The organism is Agromyces chromiiresistens (genome assembly GCF_029167465.1).
In the GTDB taxonomy this organism is placed as follows: Bacteria; Actinomycetota; Actinomycetes; order Actinomycetales; family Microbacteriaceae; genus Agromyces; species Agromyces chromiiresistens.
Window position 1 is genome coordinate 40,558 of sequence record NZ_JARFNL010000008.1, and the last position, 15,521, is coordinate 56,078.

Consider the following 15,521-nt stretch of genomic DNA (forward strand, 5'->3'; position numbering starts at 1 on the left):
TCGGGGAGCACCCTGATGCTCCGCGGCTCCACGCCGCCCTAGACTCGCGCTCATGCGCCGTTCCCTGCAACGCCTCGCCCTGACCGCTGCCCTCCCGCTGCTCGTGATCGGGCTGAGCGCCTGCACGGGCGCGCCGTCGACGGAGCCCACGTCCGAACCCACGTCGGACGCCACCGTCGCACCGAGCACGGAGCCGACGGAGACCGCCGCCGCCGCGACATGCGACACCGTGCTCACCGACGAGGCGTACGCGAAGCTCGACGCCGACGGACTCACCCCTCGCGACACGATCACGCACACCGAGTTCATCGGCGAGATGCTCGACGCGGGCGCACTCGGCTGCCGCTGGGGAAAGGAGGCCACCGACATCACACTCGATGTCGCGCAGCTGGCCGTCGATGACGCGGCCTGGCCCGAGTGGGAGGCAGCGCTCGCGACGGCCGGGTACACCCTGACCAACGACCCGGTGCCCGGCGCCTACACCGGTCCCGTCGAACCGGGCTCGGGCATCAGCCCCGTGGTCGTCCGGACCGACGGAGCGATCACCTTCCTGAGCGCTCCCACCTTCGCCGCCTGGGTCGCGCCGACCGGCGCGTAGCCCCGACGCACGCGCTCGCGCGGCGTCACGGTGTGCGGCACGAGGCATCCGAACTGATTGAATCGACGGATGCGCCGAACCGCCGTGACCGCCCGATGAACCCGGTCGAATTCCTCGTGCTCACCGGCGGCGGCGTCGTCGCCGGCATGATCAACTCGGTCGTCGGGTCTGGCTCGCTCGTGACGTTCCCGATGCTGCTCGCCTTCGGCTACCCGCCCGTGCTCGCGAACGTCACGAACAATGTCGGCGTGCTGCCGGCCTCGCTGACGGCGACGATCGTCGGGCGCTCGGCCTTCGCCGGCGAGTGGCGCCGGCTCGCGCTCTACCTCTGCTTCTCCGCGGCGGGCGGCGTGACCGGTGCGCTCCTGCTGCTGCAGCTGCCGACCGAGGCGTTCGACATGATCGTGCCGGTGCTCATCGTCGTCGCCCTGCTGCTCGTCGTGTTCGGGCCGGTGATCCGCCGGTGGACCGCCCGGCTGCACGGCCAGGCCGAGCACCGCGACCACCCCGCGGCGACCATGGCCGTCGCCGGGCTCACCGCGGTGTACGGCGGGTACTTCGGCGCCGCGCAGGGCGTGCTGCTCATCGCGCTGCTCTCGATCACGATGGCGGGCTCGCTCGTGCGCGCGAACGCGTACAAGAACGCGATGGCCTCGACCGCGAACCTCGCGGCGGCGATCGTGTTCGTGCTCGTCACCGAGGTGGCGTGGCCGGCGGCGATCGCGATCGCGATCGGCGCGTTCGTCGGCGGGTGGCTGGGCGGCCGCTACGGGCGGCACATCCCGCAGACGGCGTATCGCGTCGTGATCGTCGTGATCGGCGTCGCCGCGCTGGTGTGGTTCCTGGTGCGCTGATGCCGTGCACCCTGCTTCAATCGACTGAGGAGGGTTCATGGACTGGTCTGAAGTCGGGCGCGACCGTTCGCTCTCGGTGCCCGATCGGCTGTCGATCAGGCTCGAGCGGCTGATCCTCGACGGCACCCTGCAGCCGGGCGAGAAGCTGCCGCCCGAACTCGAGCTCACCCAGCGGCTCGGGGTGTCGCGGGTGTCGTTGCGGCAGGCGCTGCACGAACTCGAGCGCCGCGGGCTGATCGACCGCAAGCCGGGTCGCGGCACCGTCGTGCTCTCACCGTCCGACGCGCGCGACGCGTCGAGCGCGGCGCTCGCCGATGTCCTCGGTTCGACGCACTCCGAGATCCCGCACATCCTCGAACTGCGTTCGATCATCGAGCCCCCGATCGCCGCGCTCGCCGCACGGCGGGCGACCGAGCGCGACCTCGCCCAGCTCGAGCAGCTCGTCGAGGCGATGGCCGCCCCCGAGTCGCACGGGCACTACGCCGAACTCGATCGCGCGTTCCACCAGGCGATCGCGCAGTACACGCACAACCCGCTGCTCGCGATGCTCAACGAGCAGATCGCGAACCTCATCGCACCCAGCCGCTCGACGGTGCTGCAGACCGACGAGCGGCGCGAGACGTCGACCGCCGCGCACCGGCGCATCCTCTCGGCGATCGCGGGCGGCGACCCCGAGGCCGCCGCGCGCGAGGCCGCGGCGCACCTCGTCGAGGTGCAGCAGCAGATCGAGATCGCCGCAGCGTCCGCGAACGCGCGGTCGGCGGGCGCCTAGCGGTCGAGGAGCGCCTGGCGGTCGAGGACGCCGCGCTCGACGACCGCGGCCAGGAACTCCAGGATCACGTGCGCCGCGAGGCTTCCGGTCTGCCCGACGATGTCGTGGGGCGGCGAGACGGTGTTGACGTCGAAGACGACGACCTCGAGCGAGGCGACGCCGCGCAGCAGCTCGAGCCCCTCCGCGGTGCTGAGCCCGCCCCACGCCGGCGTGACGACGCCGGGCGCCACCGACGGGTCGAAGACGTCCATGTCCCAGCAGAGGTAGACCGGCCGCGAGCCGATGGCCTCGCTGATCTCCGCGAGCACGTCCGCGACGCCCCGCTCGCGCACTGCGCGCATGGATCGCACGCGATAGCCGAGCGCTTCGGCGAAGCCGACGACCCCCGGCCGCCCGGCGAGCTCCGTGTCGCGGATGCCGACGTGGAACGAGCGGGCGACGTCGACGATGCCCTCGCGTGCCGCGTGCACGAACGAGTTCGCGTTGTTGAACTCGAACGGCTCGAACAGGTCGTACGCGTCGGTGTGCGCGTCGAAGTGCACGACGACCAGGTCGGGGTGCCTCCTGTGGGCCTCCCGGAGCTGCGGGAGGGTCACCGCGCCGTCGCCTCCGATCGTGATCGGGATCACCCCCGAGTCGAGCAGCGCGCCGACCTCGGCGGCGATCCGCCGGAAGGCGTCGTCGACCTGACCGGGGGTGACCTCGAGGTCGCCGAGGTCGACGAGCCCCAGGTGATCGACGGGGTTGATCCCGAGGTCCTCCGCGGTCTCGGCCACGAGGAGCGAGGATGACCGGACGTGAGCCGGGCCTCCCCGCCCTCCGATGCGCGACGGATGCGATCCCATGTCGAACGGGATCCCGAGCACGGCGGCCCGGGCTCCCTCCGCCGAGGCGGCGTGCGGTACGCCGAAGAGGGTGCCGGGCGCGCGTCGCCGATCGCTGACGGTCATCGAGCCATCCCTCCCGTCAGAGCACCTTCGAGAGGAACTGCCGCGTCCGCTCGTGCTGGGGCGCGGTGAAGACCTGCGCCGGCGGGCCCGACTCGATGATGCGGCCCCCGTCCATCACGATCACCCGGTCGGCGACCTCGCGGGTGAAGCCCATCTCGTGGCTCACGATGATCATGGTCATGCCGGCCTTGGCGAGATCGCGCATGACCGCGAGGACCTCGCCCACCATCTCGGGATCGAGCGCACTCGTCGGTTCGTCGAACAGCATGAGCGCCGGCCGCATCGCGAGCGCACGGGCGATCGCCACGCGCTGCTGCTGTCCGCCCGAGAGCGACCTGGGTCGCGCGTCGGCCTTGTCGGCCAGGCCGACCCGGGCGAGCAGCTCGCGTGCGTAGCCGACGGCCTCGGACTTCTTCTCGCCCTTCACCCGCACGGGCGAGTGCCAGATGTTCTCGAGCACCGTCATGTGGGGGAACAGGTTGAAGTGCTGGAACACGAAGCCGATGTCCGCCCGCTGCCGGGCGAGGTCGCGCGCCGACCGCTCGACGAGCCTGCCCTTGCCGTTCGCGTGCTGCCCGATCCGCTCGCCGTTGACGTCGATCTCGCCGCCGTCGATCGGCTCGAGGCGGTTCAGCGTGCGCAGGAAGGTGGTCTTGCCGGCGCCCGAGGCGCCGACGAGCACGACGACCTCTCCGCGCTCGACCTCGACGTCGATGCCGCTCAGGATCTCGCGGTCGCCGAAGGACTTGCGCACCCCGACGGCGCGAACGATCGGCCCCCGGGTCTCGATCGGGGTGGCCACGGTGTAGTCGTTCATCGTCCGCTCCTCAGTAGGCGTCATCGGTCTGCAGCACGCGGGATGTCTCGGCCGTCGCCTGCGCGGGCGACGCCTTGCGGCTCCGGAGGCCGAAGAGCCGCTTCCACGCCGACTCGGCCCTCGGCAGCCCGGCGCGTGCGTTGAGGCTGTTCTCGATCGCCGTCTGGGCGACGGTCCACACCGTCGTGAGCACCAGGTAGTAGATGGCGATCACGAGGTAGATCTCGAAGACCTTGAACGTCGACGACGCCATCGTGCTGCCGACCTGGAACATCTCGGCGACGCCGATGATCGAGAGCACCGAGGTGGTCTTCATGAGGCCGTTGAACGAGTTGCCGAGCGGCGGCACCATGATGCGGATCGCCTGCGGGACGACGATGTACCTCATCGCCCCGAGCGGGGTATGACCGAGTGAGAGCGCCGCTTCGTTCTGGCCGCGCTCGACCGACTCGAGGCCCGAGCGGACGATCTCCGAGATGTAGGCGCTCTCGTGGAGCATGAGCCCCACGATCGAGGCCTGGACGGCGCCCTTGATGAGCACCCCCGCGAGGTCGGCGTCCTCGAAGCGGAACAGCCCGACGGCCGCGAACCCCGTGTAGATGATCACCAGCTGCACGAGCAGCGGCGTGCCGCGGATCACCCAGACGTACAGGCTCGCGATGATGCGCAGCGGCAGGAACCGGCTCCGCCCCATGAGCGCGATGACGAGTCCGAGCACGAGCGCGAGCACCATCGAGACCACCGAGATGATGATCGTGAGCGCGAGCCCGTTCAGGAACTGCTCGCTGGGCGTCAGCAGGCTCTGCCAGAAATAGGTCCAGTCGAATGTCATGGGTCTCCTCCGAGGTGACTCGTGTCGCGGGGTGCCCGAGCGGACTACTCGCCGGCGGTGATGTCGGCGCTCTGCACGCCCCACTTCTCGAGCAGCGCGGCGTAGTCGCCGTCGTCGATGATCTGCTGCATCGCACCGTCGAGCGCCTCGTTGAGCGCGGTGTTGTCCTTCAGCGTCGCGGCGCCGATCTTGATCTTGCCGACCGGCTCGCCAGCCATCACGAGCGCGCCGTCGGACTCGCGGTTGTAGAAGTCCATGATCTCGGAGGTGTCGATGAACGCGTCCTGCTGCCCCGTGATGACCTGCTGCACGGCGGCGGTGCCCTCGTCGACGAGGGTGAGGTTGAGGGCCTTCTCGCCGTCGGCCTCGCACTTCGCCGACAGCTCCTCGGCGCCGTTGCCGCCGGTGGCACCGGTGATCGCGACGACCTTGAGCCCGCACAGGCTGTCGTCGACGCCGGTGACGCCCTTGGGGTTCTCCTTCGAGACGCCGACGCCGGTGCCCGAGTAGAGGTAGGGCACGAAGTTCGCGATCTCCTCTCGCTCGGGCTTGATGTAGAGCGAGCCCATGATGACGTCGCACTGGTTCGCCTGCAGCGCGGGGATGAGCCCCGCGAACGCGTACTCGGCGAGCTCGGTCTTCAGGCCGAGGTTGTCGGCGAAGGCGTTCGCCATGTCGATCTCGACGCCCGTGAGCTCGTTGTTCTCGTCGTAGAAGATGTTGGGCGGCGAGTCTCCCGTGCAGACGGTGAGCGCGCCCGGCTTCACGAGCCCGAGGGCGTCGTCGCCGGAGGCGGCGGACCCCCCGGAACCCGAGCTCGAACAGGCGGCGAGCGATGCGGCGACGGCGAGTGCGGCGACGGCGCCGGCGATGCGACGGAGGGGGAAACGGCCGGTCATGGGGGCTCCTTGGTCGAGGGCACAGCGTTGTGGTGGCCCAGTTTGACAGTTGGTAGGACCAACTGTCAAGCTGTCGATATGCCCTCCGCCGACGGCTCGCGAACGGGGCATTCCGCGAGAGGATCGAACATGGAGTGGACGTCGTTGCGCCGCCTCGAGGCGCTCTCGGTGCCGGGCCGGCTGTCGGTCGATCTCGAGCGCCTGATCCTCGACGGCGAGCTGAAGCCCGGCGACCGCCTTCCGCCCGAACGCGAGCTCGGCGAACTGCTCGGCGTCTCGCGCGTCTCGATCCGCGAGGCCCTGCACGAGCTCGAGAGCCGCGGGCTCATCGACCGGCGGCCCGGTCGCGGCACCATCGTCGTCTCCCCCGGCGATCGCGGCGGAGCGATGGGCTCAGCACTCACCTCGATGCTCGAGCGCTCCGACGACGGCAGCCACGAACTGGCGCGCATCATGGAGCTGCGCGCGGCGATCGAGCCGCCCATCGCCGCCCTCGCCGCGATCCGAGTGACCGATCGCGACGTCGCGCAGCTGCGCCGCCTCGTCGAGAGCATGGAGGCCGAGACCGACCTCGAGCGCTACGCCAAGCTCGACCGGGCCTTCCACCAGGCGATCTCGCAGTACACCCACAACCCGCTGCTCGCCCAGCTGACCGACCTCATCGCGACGCAGATCAAGCCGAGCCGCCGCCGCGGCCTGCAGTCGCCCGAGCGTCGCAGCGCGTCGAGCGCCGCCCACCGGCGCATCTTCGAGGCGATCGCCGCGCACGACTCGGGCGCCGCCGAACGCGAGGCCCGCGCCCACGTCGACGAGGTGCTCGCCGCGATCCGTACCAACGTCGGGCCCGCGGCGATGCCCGCGGCCACCGACTCCCTGCCCACTCCGACCAACGAGGCGATCCGCGCATGACCGACACCCCGAACCCCCCGATCTCCGGCGCCGTCGCCACGTCGCACCACCTCGCCACCGAGGCGGGGGCCGCCATGCTCCGCGCCGGCGGCAATGCGATCGACGCGGCCATCGCCGCCGCGGCCGCGCTCTGCGTCGTCTACCCGAACAACGTCGCGCTCGGCGGCGACCTCGTCGCACTCGTCCGCAGCCCCGACGGCGAGATCCGGTTCGTCAACGCGACGGGCCGGGCGCCGGCAGCGCAGACGCTCGACGCGCTCCGCGAGCGCCACGGCGACGCCCTGCCGAAGCGCGGCATCGACACGGTGACCGTGCCCGCCGGCGTGCGCGGCTGGCAGGCGCTCGCCGACCTCGGGGCCCGGCTCGGCTGGGCCGAGCGGCTCGAACCCGCGCGGCACCACGCGCGCGCCGGCGTGCCGACCGCGCTCTCGGTCAGCCGAGCCATCCGCGACGACCGCGACGCGCTCGCGGCCGACCCCGGCTGCCGCGAGGTGTTCCTGCCCGGCGACGCCCCGCTCGACGAGGGCGAGCCGCTCGTGCAGCCGGCGCTCGCCGACACGCTCGACCGCCTCGCGGAGCACGGTCCCGACGAGTTCTACGAGGGCGAGGTCGCCGCGCGCTGGATCGCGGGGCTCGCCGCCCTCGGCAGCCGCATCGCCGCGCAGGATGCCGCGGCCTACCGCCCGATCGTCGAAGACCCGCTCCGCCTCGAGGCGCTCGGCGTCGAGGTGGTCACCGCCCCGCCGAACACGCAGGGGTTCTCGTTGCTCCGCGCCGTGACGGGCGTCGCCGAGCGCGACCTCCGCGACCCCCTCGGCGCCGACGCGGCCGAGCTGGCCGACCTGTTCCACGCGGCGAACCGCGTGCGCGCGGCGTGGCTGTGCGACCCCGATGTCGCGCCGCTCGACGGCGTGCAGCTGATCACGGTCGACGCGCCGGCCGAGTCGCACGACGGCCGCCCAGCGCTCGGCGACACGGTCGGGCTCACGGCCGTCTCGTCCGACGGCTGGGCGGTCTCGCTCGTGCAATCGGTCTACTGGGCGTTCGGCGCGTGCGTGCTCGACCCCTCGACCGGCATCCTGTTCCAGAACCGCGGCACCTCGTTCTCGCTCGATCCGGCGCACCCGGCGGCCTTCGCCCCGGGCCTGCGCCCGCCGCACACGCTCATGCCCGTGCTCGTGATGCGCGACGGCGAGCTGCTCCAGGTGCAGGCGACGATGGGCGGCCAGGCGCAGCCCCAGATCCACGCGCACCTGCTGCTCCGCACGCTCGCCGGCGCGTCGGCGATCGAGGCGACGAGTGCGCCGCGCTGGGTCGTCGGCGTGCAGGACGACGGCGACACCGCGACCACCGTCACGGCCGAGTCGGATGTCGCGGCGCCGGCCCGCGCGGCACTCGACGCCGCCCCGCAGTTCGCGGTCAAGGTCGTGCGGCCGCGCGACGAGGGCCTCGGCCACTCGAACCTGATCCGGGTGACCGACGGCGGCTTCGACGCGGCGAGCGACCCCCGGTCCGACGGCTCCGCGATCGTCGTCGAGGCCCAGCCCGAGGCGGTGGCGCGATGACCGTCGAGCAGACCGCGCGCCGCCCGCTCCTCGCGCTCATCGGCATCGGCGTCGTCGCCGGCTACCTCTCCGGGCTCTTCGGCGTCGGCGGCGGGGTGGTCGTCGTGCCGCTGCTCATGCTGCTCGGCGTCGATCAGCGCCTCGCCGCCGGCACTTCGACGACGGCGATCCTGCCGACGGCGATCGTCGGCGCGATCAGCTACGGCGTCACGGGCCATGTCGACTGGATCGCCGCCGCGCTGATCGCGGTCGGCGTGGTCGTCGGCGCCCAGCTCGGCACCTGGCTGCTCGCGCGCCTCCCCCGCGACATCCTGTTCTGGTCGTTCCTCGCGTTCCTCGTGATCGTCGGCGTGAGCCTCTGGCTCGTCGTGCCCCAGCGCGATGCCGCGATCGAGATCGACGTGCTCACCGGGGCGCTGCTCGTCGTCGTCGGCGTGCTGACCGGCGTGCTGTCGGGCCTCATGGGCGTCGGCGGCGGCATCATCCTGGTGCCGATCCTCATGTTCTTCTTCGGTGCGAGCGACCTCGTGGCGAAGGGCACCTCGCTCGCGATGATGGTGCCCGGCTCGATCTCGGGCACGATCGGCAACCTGCGGCGCGGCAACGTCGACCTGCGCATGGCCGCGGCGATCGGCATCGCCGCGTGCATCGTCTCGCCGCTCGGCACGCTCACCGCGCAGGCGATCACGCCGTTCGCGTCGAACGTCGCGTTCTCGCTGCTGCTCGCGTTCGCCGCCTGGCAGCTCGTCCAGAAGCACGTGAAGGCTCGCCGCGCGGCACGCGGGTGACGGGCGGTCGACGCGGCTGACGGGCGCGCCGCGTTCAGCCGGCGCCCGCGACGGCCTCGGCGATGAGCGCCGCCATCGCCGCCGGGATGCGGCGCGGCTCGAGGGCGGCGACGAGGATCGGCGCGAACCGCGCCTTGCGCCCGGCGTGCGTGCCCATGAACCGGCGCAGCTGCGCTTCGACGGGCCGCTCCCGCTGGAAGGGCTGGTGCTGGAACGTGCGGAACCGCGCGAGCTCGCCGTGCTCGGCGAGGAGCTCCTCGACGCGGGCGGCGCCGAGCGCGCGGATGAGCTCGCCCTCGAGGTCGGGCTCGCACGCGAAGAACCCCGTCGCCTCGAGCGGGTCGCCCGGCCTGCCGAGCCGGGCGTCGTCGACGGCGCGTCGCACGTAGGCGACTTCGCCCGCGTCGAAGAGCCCCAGCACCCGCCGCGGTTCGGCCTCGCGCGCGAGCGCCGCCAGGTGATGCCGCAGGTTCGTCACGCCGCCCATCGGCACGACCGCGGCGTCGGCCGCCGGCAGGTCGGCGTCGAGGCGCGCGGCGAGCGCCTCGAGGGCGAGCCGGTCGCTCTCGCCCTCGACGAGCACCAGGGTGGATGCCTCGACGAGCACCATGTCGCGCATGTGCCGACCCTACTCGCCCCTTCCGCGTCCCCACTCGCGCCGGTAGGCTCCAGAAGACCGGGTTGGGGGACCCGAATCGGGGGACATCCACGAGAGCCCGGGCGTCTGGGGGGACGACTCATGGCATCGACGACACGCGCGACGACCGGCGGGGGCACGGCGACGGGCGGTGCCCGGCCACCGGCCGACGGATCGACCGGGGCCCAGCCGGGCGACCGCCGCCGCAAGGTCCTCGCGATCCTGGCGGGAGGGCTCGTCCTCGGCGTCGGGGCTGCGGTGACGCTCGCGGTCTGGAACGACTCGGAGTTCGCGACGGGCACGTTCGGTGCCGGCGCGTTCGGCATCGAGGGCAGCGTGGACGGCACCGCATTCAGCAGCTCGGCGACCGCTCCGGGCAAGACGCTCACGTTCGCGCTCGACGCCGACGAGCTCAGCCCCGGCTCGACGGTGTACGCGCCGTTCGCCGTCCAGATGATCCCGACGTCGGACTACGAGGCCGCCGTGACCGTCGCCTCGACGACCGGCGGCACGATCGGGGCGAACCTCACCTACTCGCTGTACGCCGTCGACGCCTGGAACGAGGACTGCAGTGCGGCGACCCCGCCGCCGGGAACGGCGCTCGTCGCCGACCAGGCGGTGACCGACCCGGCAGCCGCGCCGGCGTTCGACCTGACGGCGGCCGGGGCGCCGAAGTTCCTCTGCTTCGCGGTGACCGCGGGCACCGGGCTCGAGTCTGGCCAATCGGGCACGGTGACGTGGGAGTTCGCCGCCGAGTCCGGCGACGTGCTGCCGTAGGCGTGCTCGTGTCACGGCATCGCGCGCCCCGTGATCGCCGGCGGCGCGCCCGCATCCTGCGAGCGGTGCTCGCCGGCGGCATCGTCTTCGGCGTCGGGGCGACGGCGACCATGGCGGCATGGAACGACTCCGAGGTCGCCACCGGCAGCTTCGCCGCGAGCGTGTTCGACACCGAGTCGCAGAGCGCGGGTTCGCCGACGTACGCGAGTCGCCCGACGGCGCCGGGGGCGACGCTGTCGTTCGCGGCGACCGGCATGTCGCCCGGGGTGTCGCACTACGCCTGGCTCAACGTGCGCACGACGACCGCGACGACGGTGGCGGGCGACGTGTCGCTGACGGGCGTGACGAACAACTCGGGTGGACTCGTCGCGGCGCTCGAATACCGCGCGGTGCGCATGACCGCGCCGAACCCGACCGCGACCTGCGCTGCGGCGGCCTTCACGGGCACGCCCGCGTACATCGCGGGCGGGGCCTCGAGCTGGCTTCCCGTCACCTCGGTGCCGGGCACCCCGGTCGCGAGCCCGGTCGCCGCGGCCGGCGGCGCGATCGGGCTGTGCTTCGAGGTCCGCGTCGTGAACGGCGCCGCGAACAGCTACCAGGGGCAGTCGGCCACGGTCACGTGGCAGTTCACCGCCGCATCGTCGAATTGAGAGCCGGATGCCTCGAGCACGTCCCTCCCGCGGCCTCGCCGTCGCCGGCGATGCGCTGCTGACCGTCGCTGCGGCGGCGGGGGCGCTGTGCCTCGTGCTCGTCATCGCGGCGGTGAGCCTGGGCGTGGGAATCGTGCTGTTCCGCACGGGCTCGATGAGTCCGACGATCCCGGCCGGCTCCGCGGCCGTCGTGCGCGAGGTGCCCGCCTCGTCGCTCGCGGTCGGCGACGTCGTCACGGTCGATCGTCCCGGCCGGCTGCCGGTCACGCACCGCGTCGTCGCGATCGACGACGGCGTCCGGCCGTCGACCCGCTCGCTGACCCTTCGGGGCGATGCGAACCCCGTCGACGACCCGGCGCCGTACGACGTCGCGACCGCCCGCATCGTGCTGTTCTCGGTGCCCGGCGCCGCACCGGTGATCGCCGCCCTGGGCGACGCGCGCGTGCTCGGCGGGCTCACCCTGGGGGCGACGGCGCTCGTCGTGTGGGCGTTCTGGCCACGTCGCCCCCGAGGCCCCTCCGCGCCTTCACCCGGGGCATCGCGACCCGATGCCCTGCCCGGGGCAGCACCGCGCCACCGCCGCGGCACGGCGACGGGTGCGAGCGCCCTCGGACTCGGCCTCGTCGCCGTCTCGATCGGCACCGCTGTCTTCGGCTCCGCCGCCCCGGCTCGCGCGGGCGTCGGGGTCACCGCCGACGAGACGGTGGTGCAGGGCGAGGTGATCCGGCTCGTCTCGGTCGGCGACGCCCAGGCGATGGCCAGCATGGCGCCCGGCGAGACGGTGGTCTGGGAGGTCGGCGTGTCGGCGCAGGCGCCGGAGCGCGGCACGATCGCGGTGACCCTGAGCGGCACCGGATCGCCGTCCCTCGGACTCGTCGGCGACGTCGCCTGGTGCGCCGAGCGTTGGACCGCGGCGGGCTGCGGGGCACCGACGACCGTCGCCGACGGCCTCGAGCTGCCCGTCGACGGGCAGCGGCTGCCGCTTCTCACGATGTCGAGCGACGACGAGCGATGGCTGCGCTTCGAGGTGCGCATGGCGCCGTCGGCCGGTCCCCCGGCCGGGCTCGCCACGCTCGTCGTGCGTGCGACCGGCAGTGGCGACGAGGCGAGCATCGGCCCACCGGGCAGCGGGGCGCACGACGGCCTCGCCGGCACCGGCACGGTCGCGGCGCCGGTGATCGCCGTCGTCGCCGCGCTCGCGCTGGGCGGCGCCGCGCTCCTGGCCGGATCGCGCCGCCGTCGCCGATCCGCCGGACACGGGGCGACCCGATGAGGCGCGGACGGCTCCGCATCGTCGTGGCCGCGGCGGCGGTCGCGGCATCCGCCGCCCTGATCGGCACCGCGCAGCCGACCGAGGCCGCGTGGAACGACGGCGAGCGCGCGACGGGGACGTTCGCCTCGGGCAGCGTCGCCGCCGTCACGCAGATGACCTGCACGGCGGGACTCCTGCAGCCCGTGACGTTCAACTGGACCGCGCCGGCGGGCGGGCTCACCCGCACCGGGTACCGCTGGACGGTCACGGGCGGTCTCGCGGGCTCGGGCACGCTCGCCGCCGGCGCCACCTCGCTCCAGCTCACGAACGGCCTGCTCGGCATCGGCTCGGGCACCTTCTCGCTCTTCGCCGTCGGGCCCGGCGGGTGGGAGTCGGCGGCGAAGACCGGCTCGCTCTCGTTCACGACCGTCGTGGTCAACGTGAACTCGACCTGTTCGGTTCCGTAGGACGGAATGCTGGACGGGCGACCCGATCCGCCCTAGACTGCCGAAGCTGCGTCCATCACCGGGCGCCGGCCCCGGAGCATCCGGGTGAAGGAGAGGAGACGACCATGGCTGTCTTCGTCATGCACCTCGACATCCCTTCATCCTGCGAGGCCGCCCTCAGCCGCTGATCCGCGGCGGTGGCCTCCGCGTCCTTCGGAGAAACCACCTTGCATCTGACGTCGTCACTCGACGAGACCGCTGTCGTGCGTTCCATCGTGAACTCGCGCACGGACCTTCCCGCCTTCACGACCCCGCGCTTCGACGCGGGCGACCTCGCCTTCCAGGACATCGAGCCCGGCGAGGACCAGCGCTGGTCGACCTGGCCCGCGACCACCCCGTCGGAACGCGGCCCCGAGCCGCGACCCGACTGGCTCGTCACCTCCGCCGCCGCGATCGACACCGAGCTCGGCGTCGTCAAGAGCGGCAAGGAGGCCGACCTCTTCCTCATCGAACGCGCCGTGCCGGGTGCCGACGCCGCGGTCGCCGGCAACGCCGTGCTGCTCGCGGCCAAGCGGTATCGCGGCGCGGAGCACCGCGACTTCCACCGGTCGCAGGTCTACACCGAGGGCCGCGGCACCCGCCGCAGCCGCGACGCCCGCGCCGTCGCGAAGGGCACCTCGTTCGGCCGCGAGGTCGCGAAGGTGCAGTGGGCCTACGCCGAGTTCGAGGCGCTCTCGCGGCTCACCGAACTCGGCGCGGCCGTTCCGTACCCCGTGCAGGTCGCGGGCACCGAGGTGCTCATGGAGTTCATCGGCGACGCGCACGGCGTCGCGGCGCCTCGGCTCGCCCAGGTGCGCGCGACGCCCGGCGAGCTCCGCGAGCTGTTCCACCAGATCGTCGACTTCATGCACATGCTCGCCGCCGGCGGGCTCGCGCACGGCGACCTCTCGCCCTACAACCTGCTCGTGCACGACGGCCGGATCGTGGTGATCGACCTGCCGCAGGTCGTCGACCTCGTGTCGAACCCGCAGGGCTTCGACCTGCTGCACCGCGACTGCGTCAACGTGTGCTCGTGGTTCACCCGCCAGCGCCTCGAGTGCGACCCCGAGGAGCTGTTCGGCGAACTCGTCGGCATGGTCGCGATGTGAGCGGGAGCGCGGTTCAGGGTGCCTCGGCCGGGGCATCCTGAACGCGAGACGCGCCCGCAGCGTGCATCGGCGCCGCCTCGCGATACAGTGCACTCGATCGACGCGGATCGGCCCCGGCCGGCGCGCGCCGTCACCACCCGTTCACCGGACGCCGGGAGACTGCCCACATGACCGACCCGAACCACGACGCCCCCGCGTCGCCCGACGCCGCGCCGTCCCCGTCGTACGGTGCGCCGGCCGCCCCGCCGGCGACCGCGCAGAGCGGGGCGATCCGCGTGATGGGCCTGCAGATGCAGGAGGGGCGGCGCATCCCGCGCGGCCAGGTGTTCTCGTGGGCGCTGTGGGACTGGGCGACGCAGCCCTTCAACTCGGTCATCCTCACGTTCGTGTTCACCGCGCTCTACCTCACGAGCGACGTCTTCCTCGATCCCGCGGTCGCGGAACTCGGCGAAGGCGACCCGGCGTACGAGCGCGGGCTCGCCGACCTCGCCTCGGGCCTCGGCTGGGCGATCACGGTCGCCGGCGTCCTCATCGCGGTGCTCGCGCCGGTGCTCGGCCAGCGCGCCGATGTCGCGGGCCGTCGAAAGCTCTGGCTCGGCGGCGCGACCGCGCTGCTGGTGGCCTGCATGGTCGGGCTGTTCTTCGTGCAGGGCTCCCCCGCCTATTTCCTGCTCGGCGTCTCGCTCATCGCCGCGGGAACGGTGTTCAGCGAGATCGCGGGCGTCAACTACAACGCGATGCTCGTGCAGGTCTCGACGCCGAAGACGGTCGGCAAGGTCTCCGGGCTCGGCTGGGGTCTCGGCTACATCGGCGGCATCGTCGCGCTCGTACTCGTGGTCGTCGCGACGAGCTTCGACTGGTGGGGCATGCCGACCGACAACGGCCTCGCGTTCCGCGTGATCGCGCTCGGCTGCGCCGTGTGGACGCTGCTCTTCGCGTGGCCCGTGCTCGTCTACGTGCCGGAGGCGCCGCCCGCCCCGCGGGCCGAACGGGTGTCGTTCTGGCGCAGCTACGTGGTACTCGCGAAGGACATCGCAGCGCTGTGGCGCGACTCACGACCGACGTTCTGGTTCCTGCTCGCGAGCGCGGTGTTCCGCGACGGCCTGGCCGGGGTGTTCGCGTTCGGAGCCGTCATCGCCGCAGTGGCGTTCCACTTCTCGTCGAACGACGTCATGATCTTCGGCATCGCCGCGAACCTGCTCGCGGGCGTCTCGACCATCGTCGCGGGCCGATTCGACGACCGGTTCGGTCCCCGCGCGGTCATCCTCACCGCGCTCGGCGGGATCATCGTCGCCGGGTCGATGGTCTTCTTCCTGCACGACGCGGGCAAGCTCGTCTTCTGGATCTTCGGCCTCGCACTCACCCTCTTCGTGGGGCCCGCCCAGGCGGCGTCGCGGTCGTTCCTCGCGCGGGTCACCCCCGCCGGCCGCGAGAGCGAGATCTTCGGTCTCTACGCCACGACGGGGCGCGCGGCGAGCTTCCTCTCGCCGATGCTCTGGTCGGCGTTCATCCTGCTGTTCGGCGCGACGTACTGGGGCGTGCTCGGCATCATCCTCGTGGTCGTCGCCGGCTTCGTGCTCATGCTCTGGGTGAAGGTGCCGACGCAGCGCTGAGCGGGTCGACGCCC

General features: G+C 72.6%; 17 protein-coding genes. 12 read left to right on the forward strand and 5 right to left on the reverse strand.

Annotated elements, in window-relative coordinates:
* Positions 1–52: 52 nt before the first annotated feature.
* The 3 genes from PX701_RS17915 to PX701_RS17925 all read left to right on the forward strand — a co-directional run bounded on the left by PX701_RS17915 (position 53) and on the right by PX701_RS17925 (position 2,224).
* On the forward strand, positions 53–598 hold the full coding sequence (locus tag PX701_RS17915) for a hypothetical protein (protein WP_275507053.1): 546 nt from the start codon (positions 53–55) through the stop codon (positions 596–598).
* Positions 599–693: 95 nt separating this feature from the next.
* Positions 694–1,452: a sulfite exporter TauE/SafE family protein gene (locus PX701_RS17920; RefSeq protein ID WP_275507054.1), complete on the forward strand. Its 759-nt coding sequence runs from the start codon at positions 694–696 to the stop codon at positions 1,450–1,452.
* A gap of 37 nt (positions 1,453–1,489) precedes the next feature.
* A complete protein-coding gene (locus tag PX701_RS17925) occupies positions 1,490–2,224 on the forward strand; it encodes a FadR/GntR family transcriptional regulator (protein WP_275507055.1) in 735 nt (244 codons plus the stop codon).
* On the opposite strand, the gene PX701_RS17930 is transcribed toward PX701_RS17925, so the two are convergent.
* From PX701_RS17930 to PX701_RS17945, 4 genes are read right to left on the reverse strand one after another with little or no spacing between them, the layout of a single operon-like run.
* Positions 2,221–3,174 (reverse strand): arginase family protein, encoded by a 954-nt coding sequence (locus tag PX701_RS17930; RefSeq protein WP_275507056.1) that lies wholly within the window; start codon positions 3,172–3,174, stop codon positions 2,221–2,223. The genes PX701_RS17925 and PX701_RS17930 overlap by 4 nt on opposite strands.
* A gap of 16 nt (positions 3,175–3,190) precedes the next feature.
* Positions 3,191–3,991, reverse strand: coding sequence for an amino acid ABC transporter ATP-binding protein (locus PX701_RS17935; protein WP_275507057.1), 801 nt, complete (start codon positions 3,989–3,991; stop codon positions 3,191–3,193).
* 10 nt (positions 3,992–4,001) lie between these two features.
* Complete coding sequence (locus PX701_RS17940; protein WP_231429429.1) at positions 4,002–4,823, reverse strand: amino acid ABC transporter permease; 822 nt, start codon at positions 4,821–4,823, stop codon at positions 4,002–4,004.
* A gap of 44 nt (positions 4,824–4,867) precedes the next feature.
* Positions 4,868–5,722, reverse strand: coding sequence for an ABC transporter substrate-binding protein (locus tag PX701_RS17945; RefSeq protein WP_231429427.1), 855 nt, complete (start codon positions 5,720–5,722; stop codon positions 4,868–4,870).
* 129 nt (positions 5,723–5,851) lie between these two features.
* Between PX701_RS17945 and PX701_RS17950 the strand changes: the two genes are divergently transcribed.
* From PX701_RS17950 to PX701_RS17960, 3 genes are read left to right on the forward strand one after another with little or no spacing between them, the layout of a single operon-like run.
* Positions 5,852–6,631, forward strand: a complete 780-nt coding sequence (locus tag PX701_RS17950) for a FadR/GntR family transcriptional regulator (protein WP_231429426.1) — start codon at positions 5,852–5,854, stop codon at positions 6,629–6,631.
* On the forward strand, positions 6,628–8,196 hold the full coding sequence (locus PX701_RS17955) for a gamma-glutamyltransferase family protein (RefSeq protein ID WP_275507059.1): 1,569 nt from the start codon (positions 6,628–6,630) through the stop codon (positions 8,194–8,196). Before PX701_RS17950 ends, PX701_RS17955 begins: the two co-directional genes overlap by 4 nt.
* Positions 8,193–8,984 carry a sulfite exporter TauE/SafE family protein gene (locus PX701_RS17960; RefSeq protein WP_231429422.1) on the forward strand — a complete coding sequence of 264 codons (792 nt, stop codon included), beginning with the start codon at positions 8,193–8,195 and terminating at the stop codon, positions 8,982–8,984. Before PX701_RS17955 ends, PX701_RS17960 begins: the two co-directional genes overlap by 4 nt.
* 34 nt (positions 8,985–9,018) lie before the next feature.
* Here the strand turns inward: PX701_RS17960 and PX701_RS17965 are convergent, their stop codons facing one another.
* Positions 9,019–9,603 carry a TOPRIM nucleotidyl transferase/hydrolase domain-containing protein gene (locus PX701_RS17965; RefSeq protein ID WP_231429420.1) on the reverse strand — a complete coding sequence of 195 codons (585 nt, stop codon included), beginning with the start codon at positions 9,601–9,603 and terminating at the stop codon, positions 9,019–9,021.
* 120 nt (positions 9,604–9,723) lie between these two features.
* Between PX701_RS17965 and PX701_RS17970 the strand changes: the two genes are divergently transcribed.
* From PX701_RS17970 to PX701_RS17995, 6 genes are all read left to right on the forward strand, one after another.
* Positions 9,724–10,398, forward strand: coding sequence for a SipW-dependent-type signal peptide-containing protein (locus tag PX701_RS17970; protein WP_275507060.1), 675 nt, complete (start codon positions 9,724–9,726; stop codon positions 10,396–10,398).
* Positions 10,399–10,406: 8 nt separating this feature from the next.
* Complete coding sequence (locus tag PX701_RS17975; RefSeq protein WP_275507061.1) at positions 10,407–11,048, forward strand: SipW-dependent-type signal peptide-containing protein; 642 nt, start codon at positions 10,407–10,409, stop codon at positions 11,046–11,048.
* A 7-nt stretch (positions 11,049–11,055) separates the two neighbouring features.
* Entirely contained in the window at positions 11,056–12,321 is a 1,266-nt protein-coding gene (locus PX701_RS17980) for a S24/S26 family peptidase (protein ID WP_231429412.1), read from the forward strand.
* A complete protein-coding gene (locus tag PX701_RS17985) occupies positions 12,318–12,767 on the forward strand; it encodes a hypothetical protein (RefSeq protein ID WP_231429409.1) in 450 nt (149 codons plus the stop codon). Before PX701_RS17980 ends, PX701_RS17985 begins: the two co-directional genes overlap by 4 nt.
* A 242-nt stretch (positions 12,768–13,009) precedes the next feature.
* A complete protein-coding gene (locus tag PX701_RS17990; protein ID WP_275507062.1) occupies positions 13,010–13,894 on the forward strand; it encodes a serine protein kinase RIO in 885 nt (294 codons plus the stop codon).
* Between the two features lie 167 nt (positions 13,895–14,061).
* Positions 14,062–15,507 carry an MFS transporter gene (locus PX701_RS17995; RefSeq protein ID WP_374201075.1) on the forward strand — a complete coding sequence of 482 codons (1,446 nt, stop codon included), beginning with the start codon at positions 14,062–14,064 and terminating at the stop codon, positions 15,505–15,507.
* Positions 15,508–15,521: the final 14 nt, after the last annotated feature.

What these genes read in the sequence shown, in the direction of transcription:
- PX701_RS17935 (WP_275507057.1), bottom strand. Translation starts at nt 3,991, where the DNA reads ATGAACGACTACACCGTGGCCACCCCGATCGAGACCCGGGGGCCGATC.
- PX701_RS17915 (WP_275507053.1), top strand. Translation starts at nt 53, where the DNA reads ATGCGCCGTTCCCTGCAACGCCTCGCCCTGACCGCTGCCCTCCCGCTG.
- PX701_RS17995 (WP_374201075.1), top strand. Translation starts at nt 14,062, where the DNA reads ATGACCGACCCGAACCACGACGCCCCCGCGTCGCCCGACGCCGCGCCG.
- PX701_RS17920 (WP_275507054.1), top strand. Translation starts at nt 694, where the DNA reads ATGAACCCGGTCGAATTCCTCGTGCTCACCGGCGGCGGCGTCGTCGCC.
- PX701_RS17940 (WP_231429429.1), bottom strand. Translation starts at nt 4,823, where the DNA reads ATGACATTCGACTGGACCTATTTCTGGCAGAGCCTGCTGACGCCCAGC.
- PX701_RS17985 (WP_231429409.1), top strand. Translation starts at nt 12,318, where the DNA reads ATGAGGCGCGGACGGCTCCGCATCGTCGTGGCCGCGGCGGCGGTCGCG.
- PX701_RS17955 (WP_275507059.1), top strand. Translation starts at nt 6,628, where the DNA reads ATGACCGACACCCCGAACCCCCCGATCTCCGGCGCCGTCGCCACGTCG.
- PX701_RS17925 (WP_275507055.1), top strand. Translation starts at nt 1,490, where the DNA reads ATGGACTGGTCTGAAGTCGGGCGCGACCGTTCGCTCTCGGTGCCCGAT.
- PX701_RS17960 (WP_231429422.1), top strand. Translation starts at nt 8,193, where the DNA reads ATGACCGTCGAGCAGACCGCGCGCCGCCCGCTCCTCGCGCTCATCGGC.
- PX701_RS17980 (WP_231429412.1), top strand. Translation starts at nt 11,056, where the DNA reads ATGCCTCGAGCACGTCCCTCCCGCGGCCTCGCCGTCGCCGGCGATGCG.
- PX701_RS17970 (WP_275507060.1), top strand. Translation starts at nt 9,724, where the DNA reads ATGGCATCGACGACACGCGCGACGACCGGCGGGGGCACGGCGACGGGC.
- PX701_RS17950 (WP_231429426.1), top strand. Translation starts at nt 5,852, where the DNA reads ATGGAGTGGACGTCGTTGCGCCGCCTCGAGGCGCTCTCGGTGCCGGGC.
- PX701_RS17945 (WP_231429427.1), bottom strand. Translation starts at nt 5,722, where the DNA reads ATGACCGGCCGTTTCCCCCTCCGTCGCATCGCCGGCGCCGTCGCCGCA.
- PX701_RS17965 (WP_231429420.1), bottom strand. Translation starts at nt 9,603, where the DNA reads ATGCGCGACATGGTGCTCGTCGAGGCATCCACCCTGGTGCTCGTCGAG.
- PX701_RS17930 (WP_275507056.1), bottom strand. Translation starts at nt 3,174, where the DNA reads ATGACCGTCAGCGATCGGCGACGCGCGCCCGGCACCCTCTTCGGCGTA.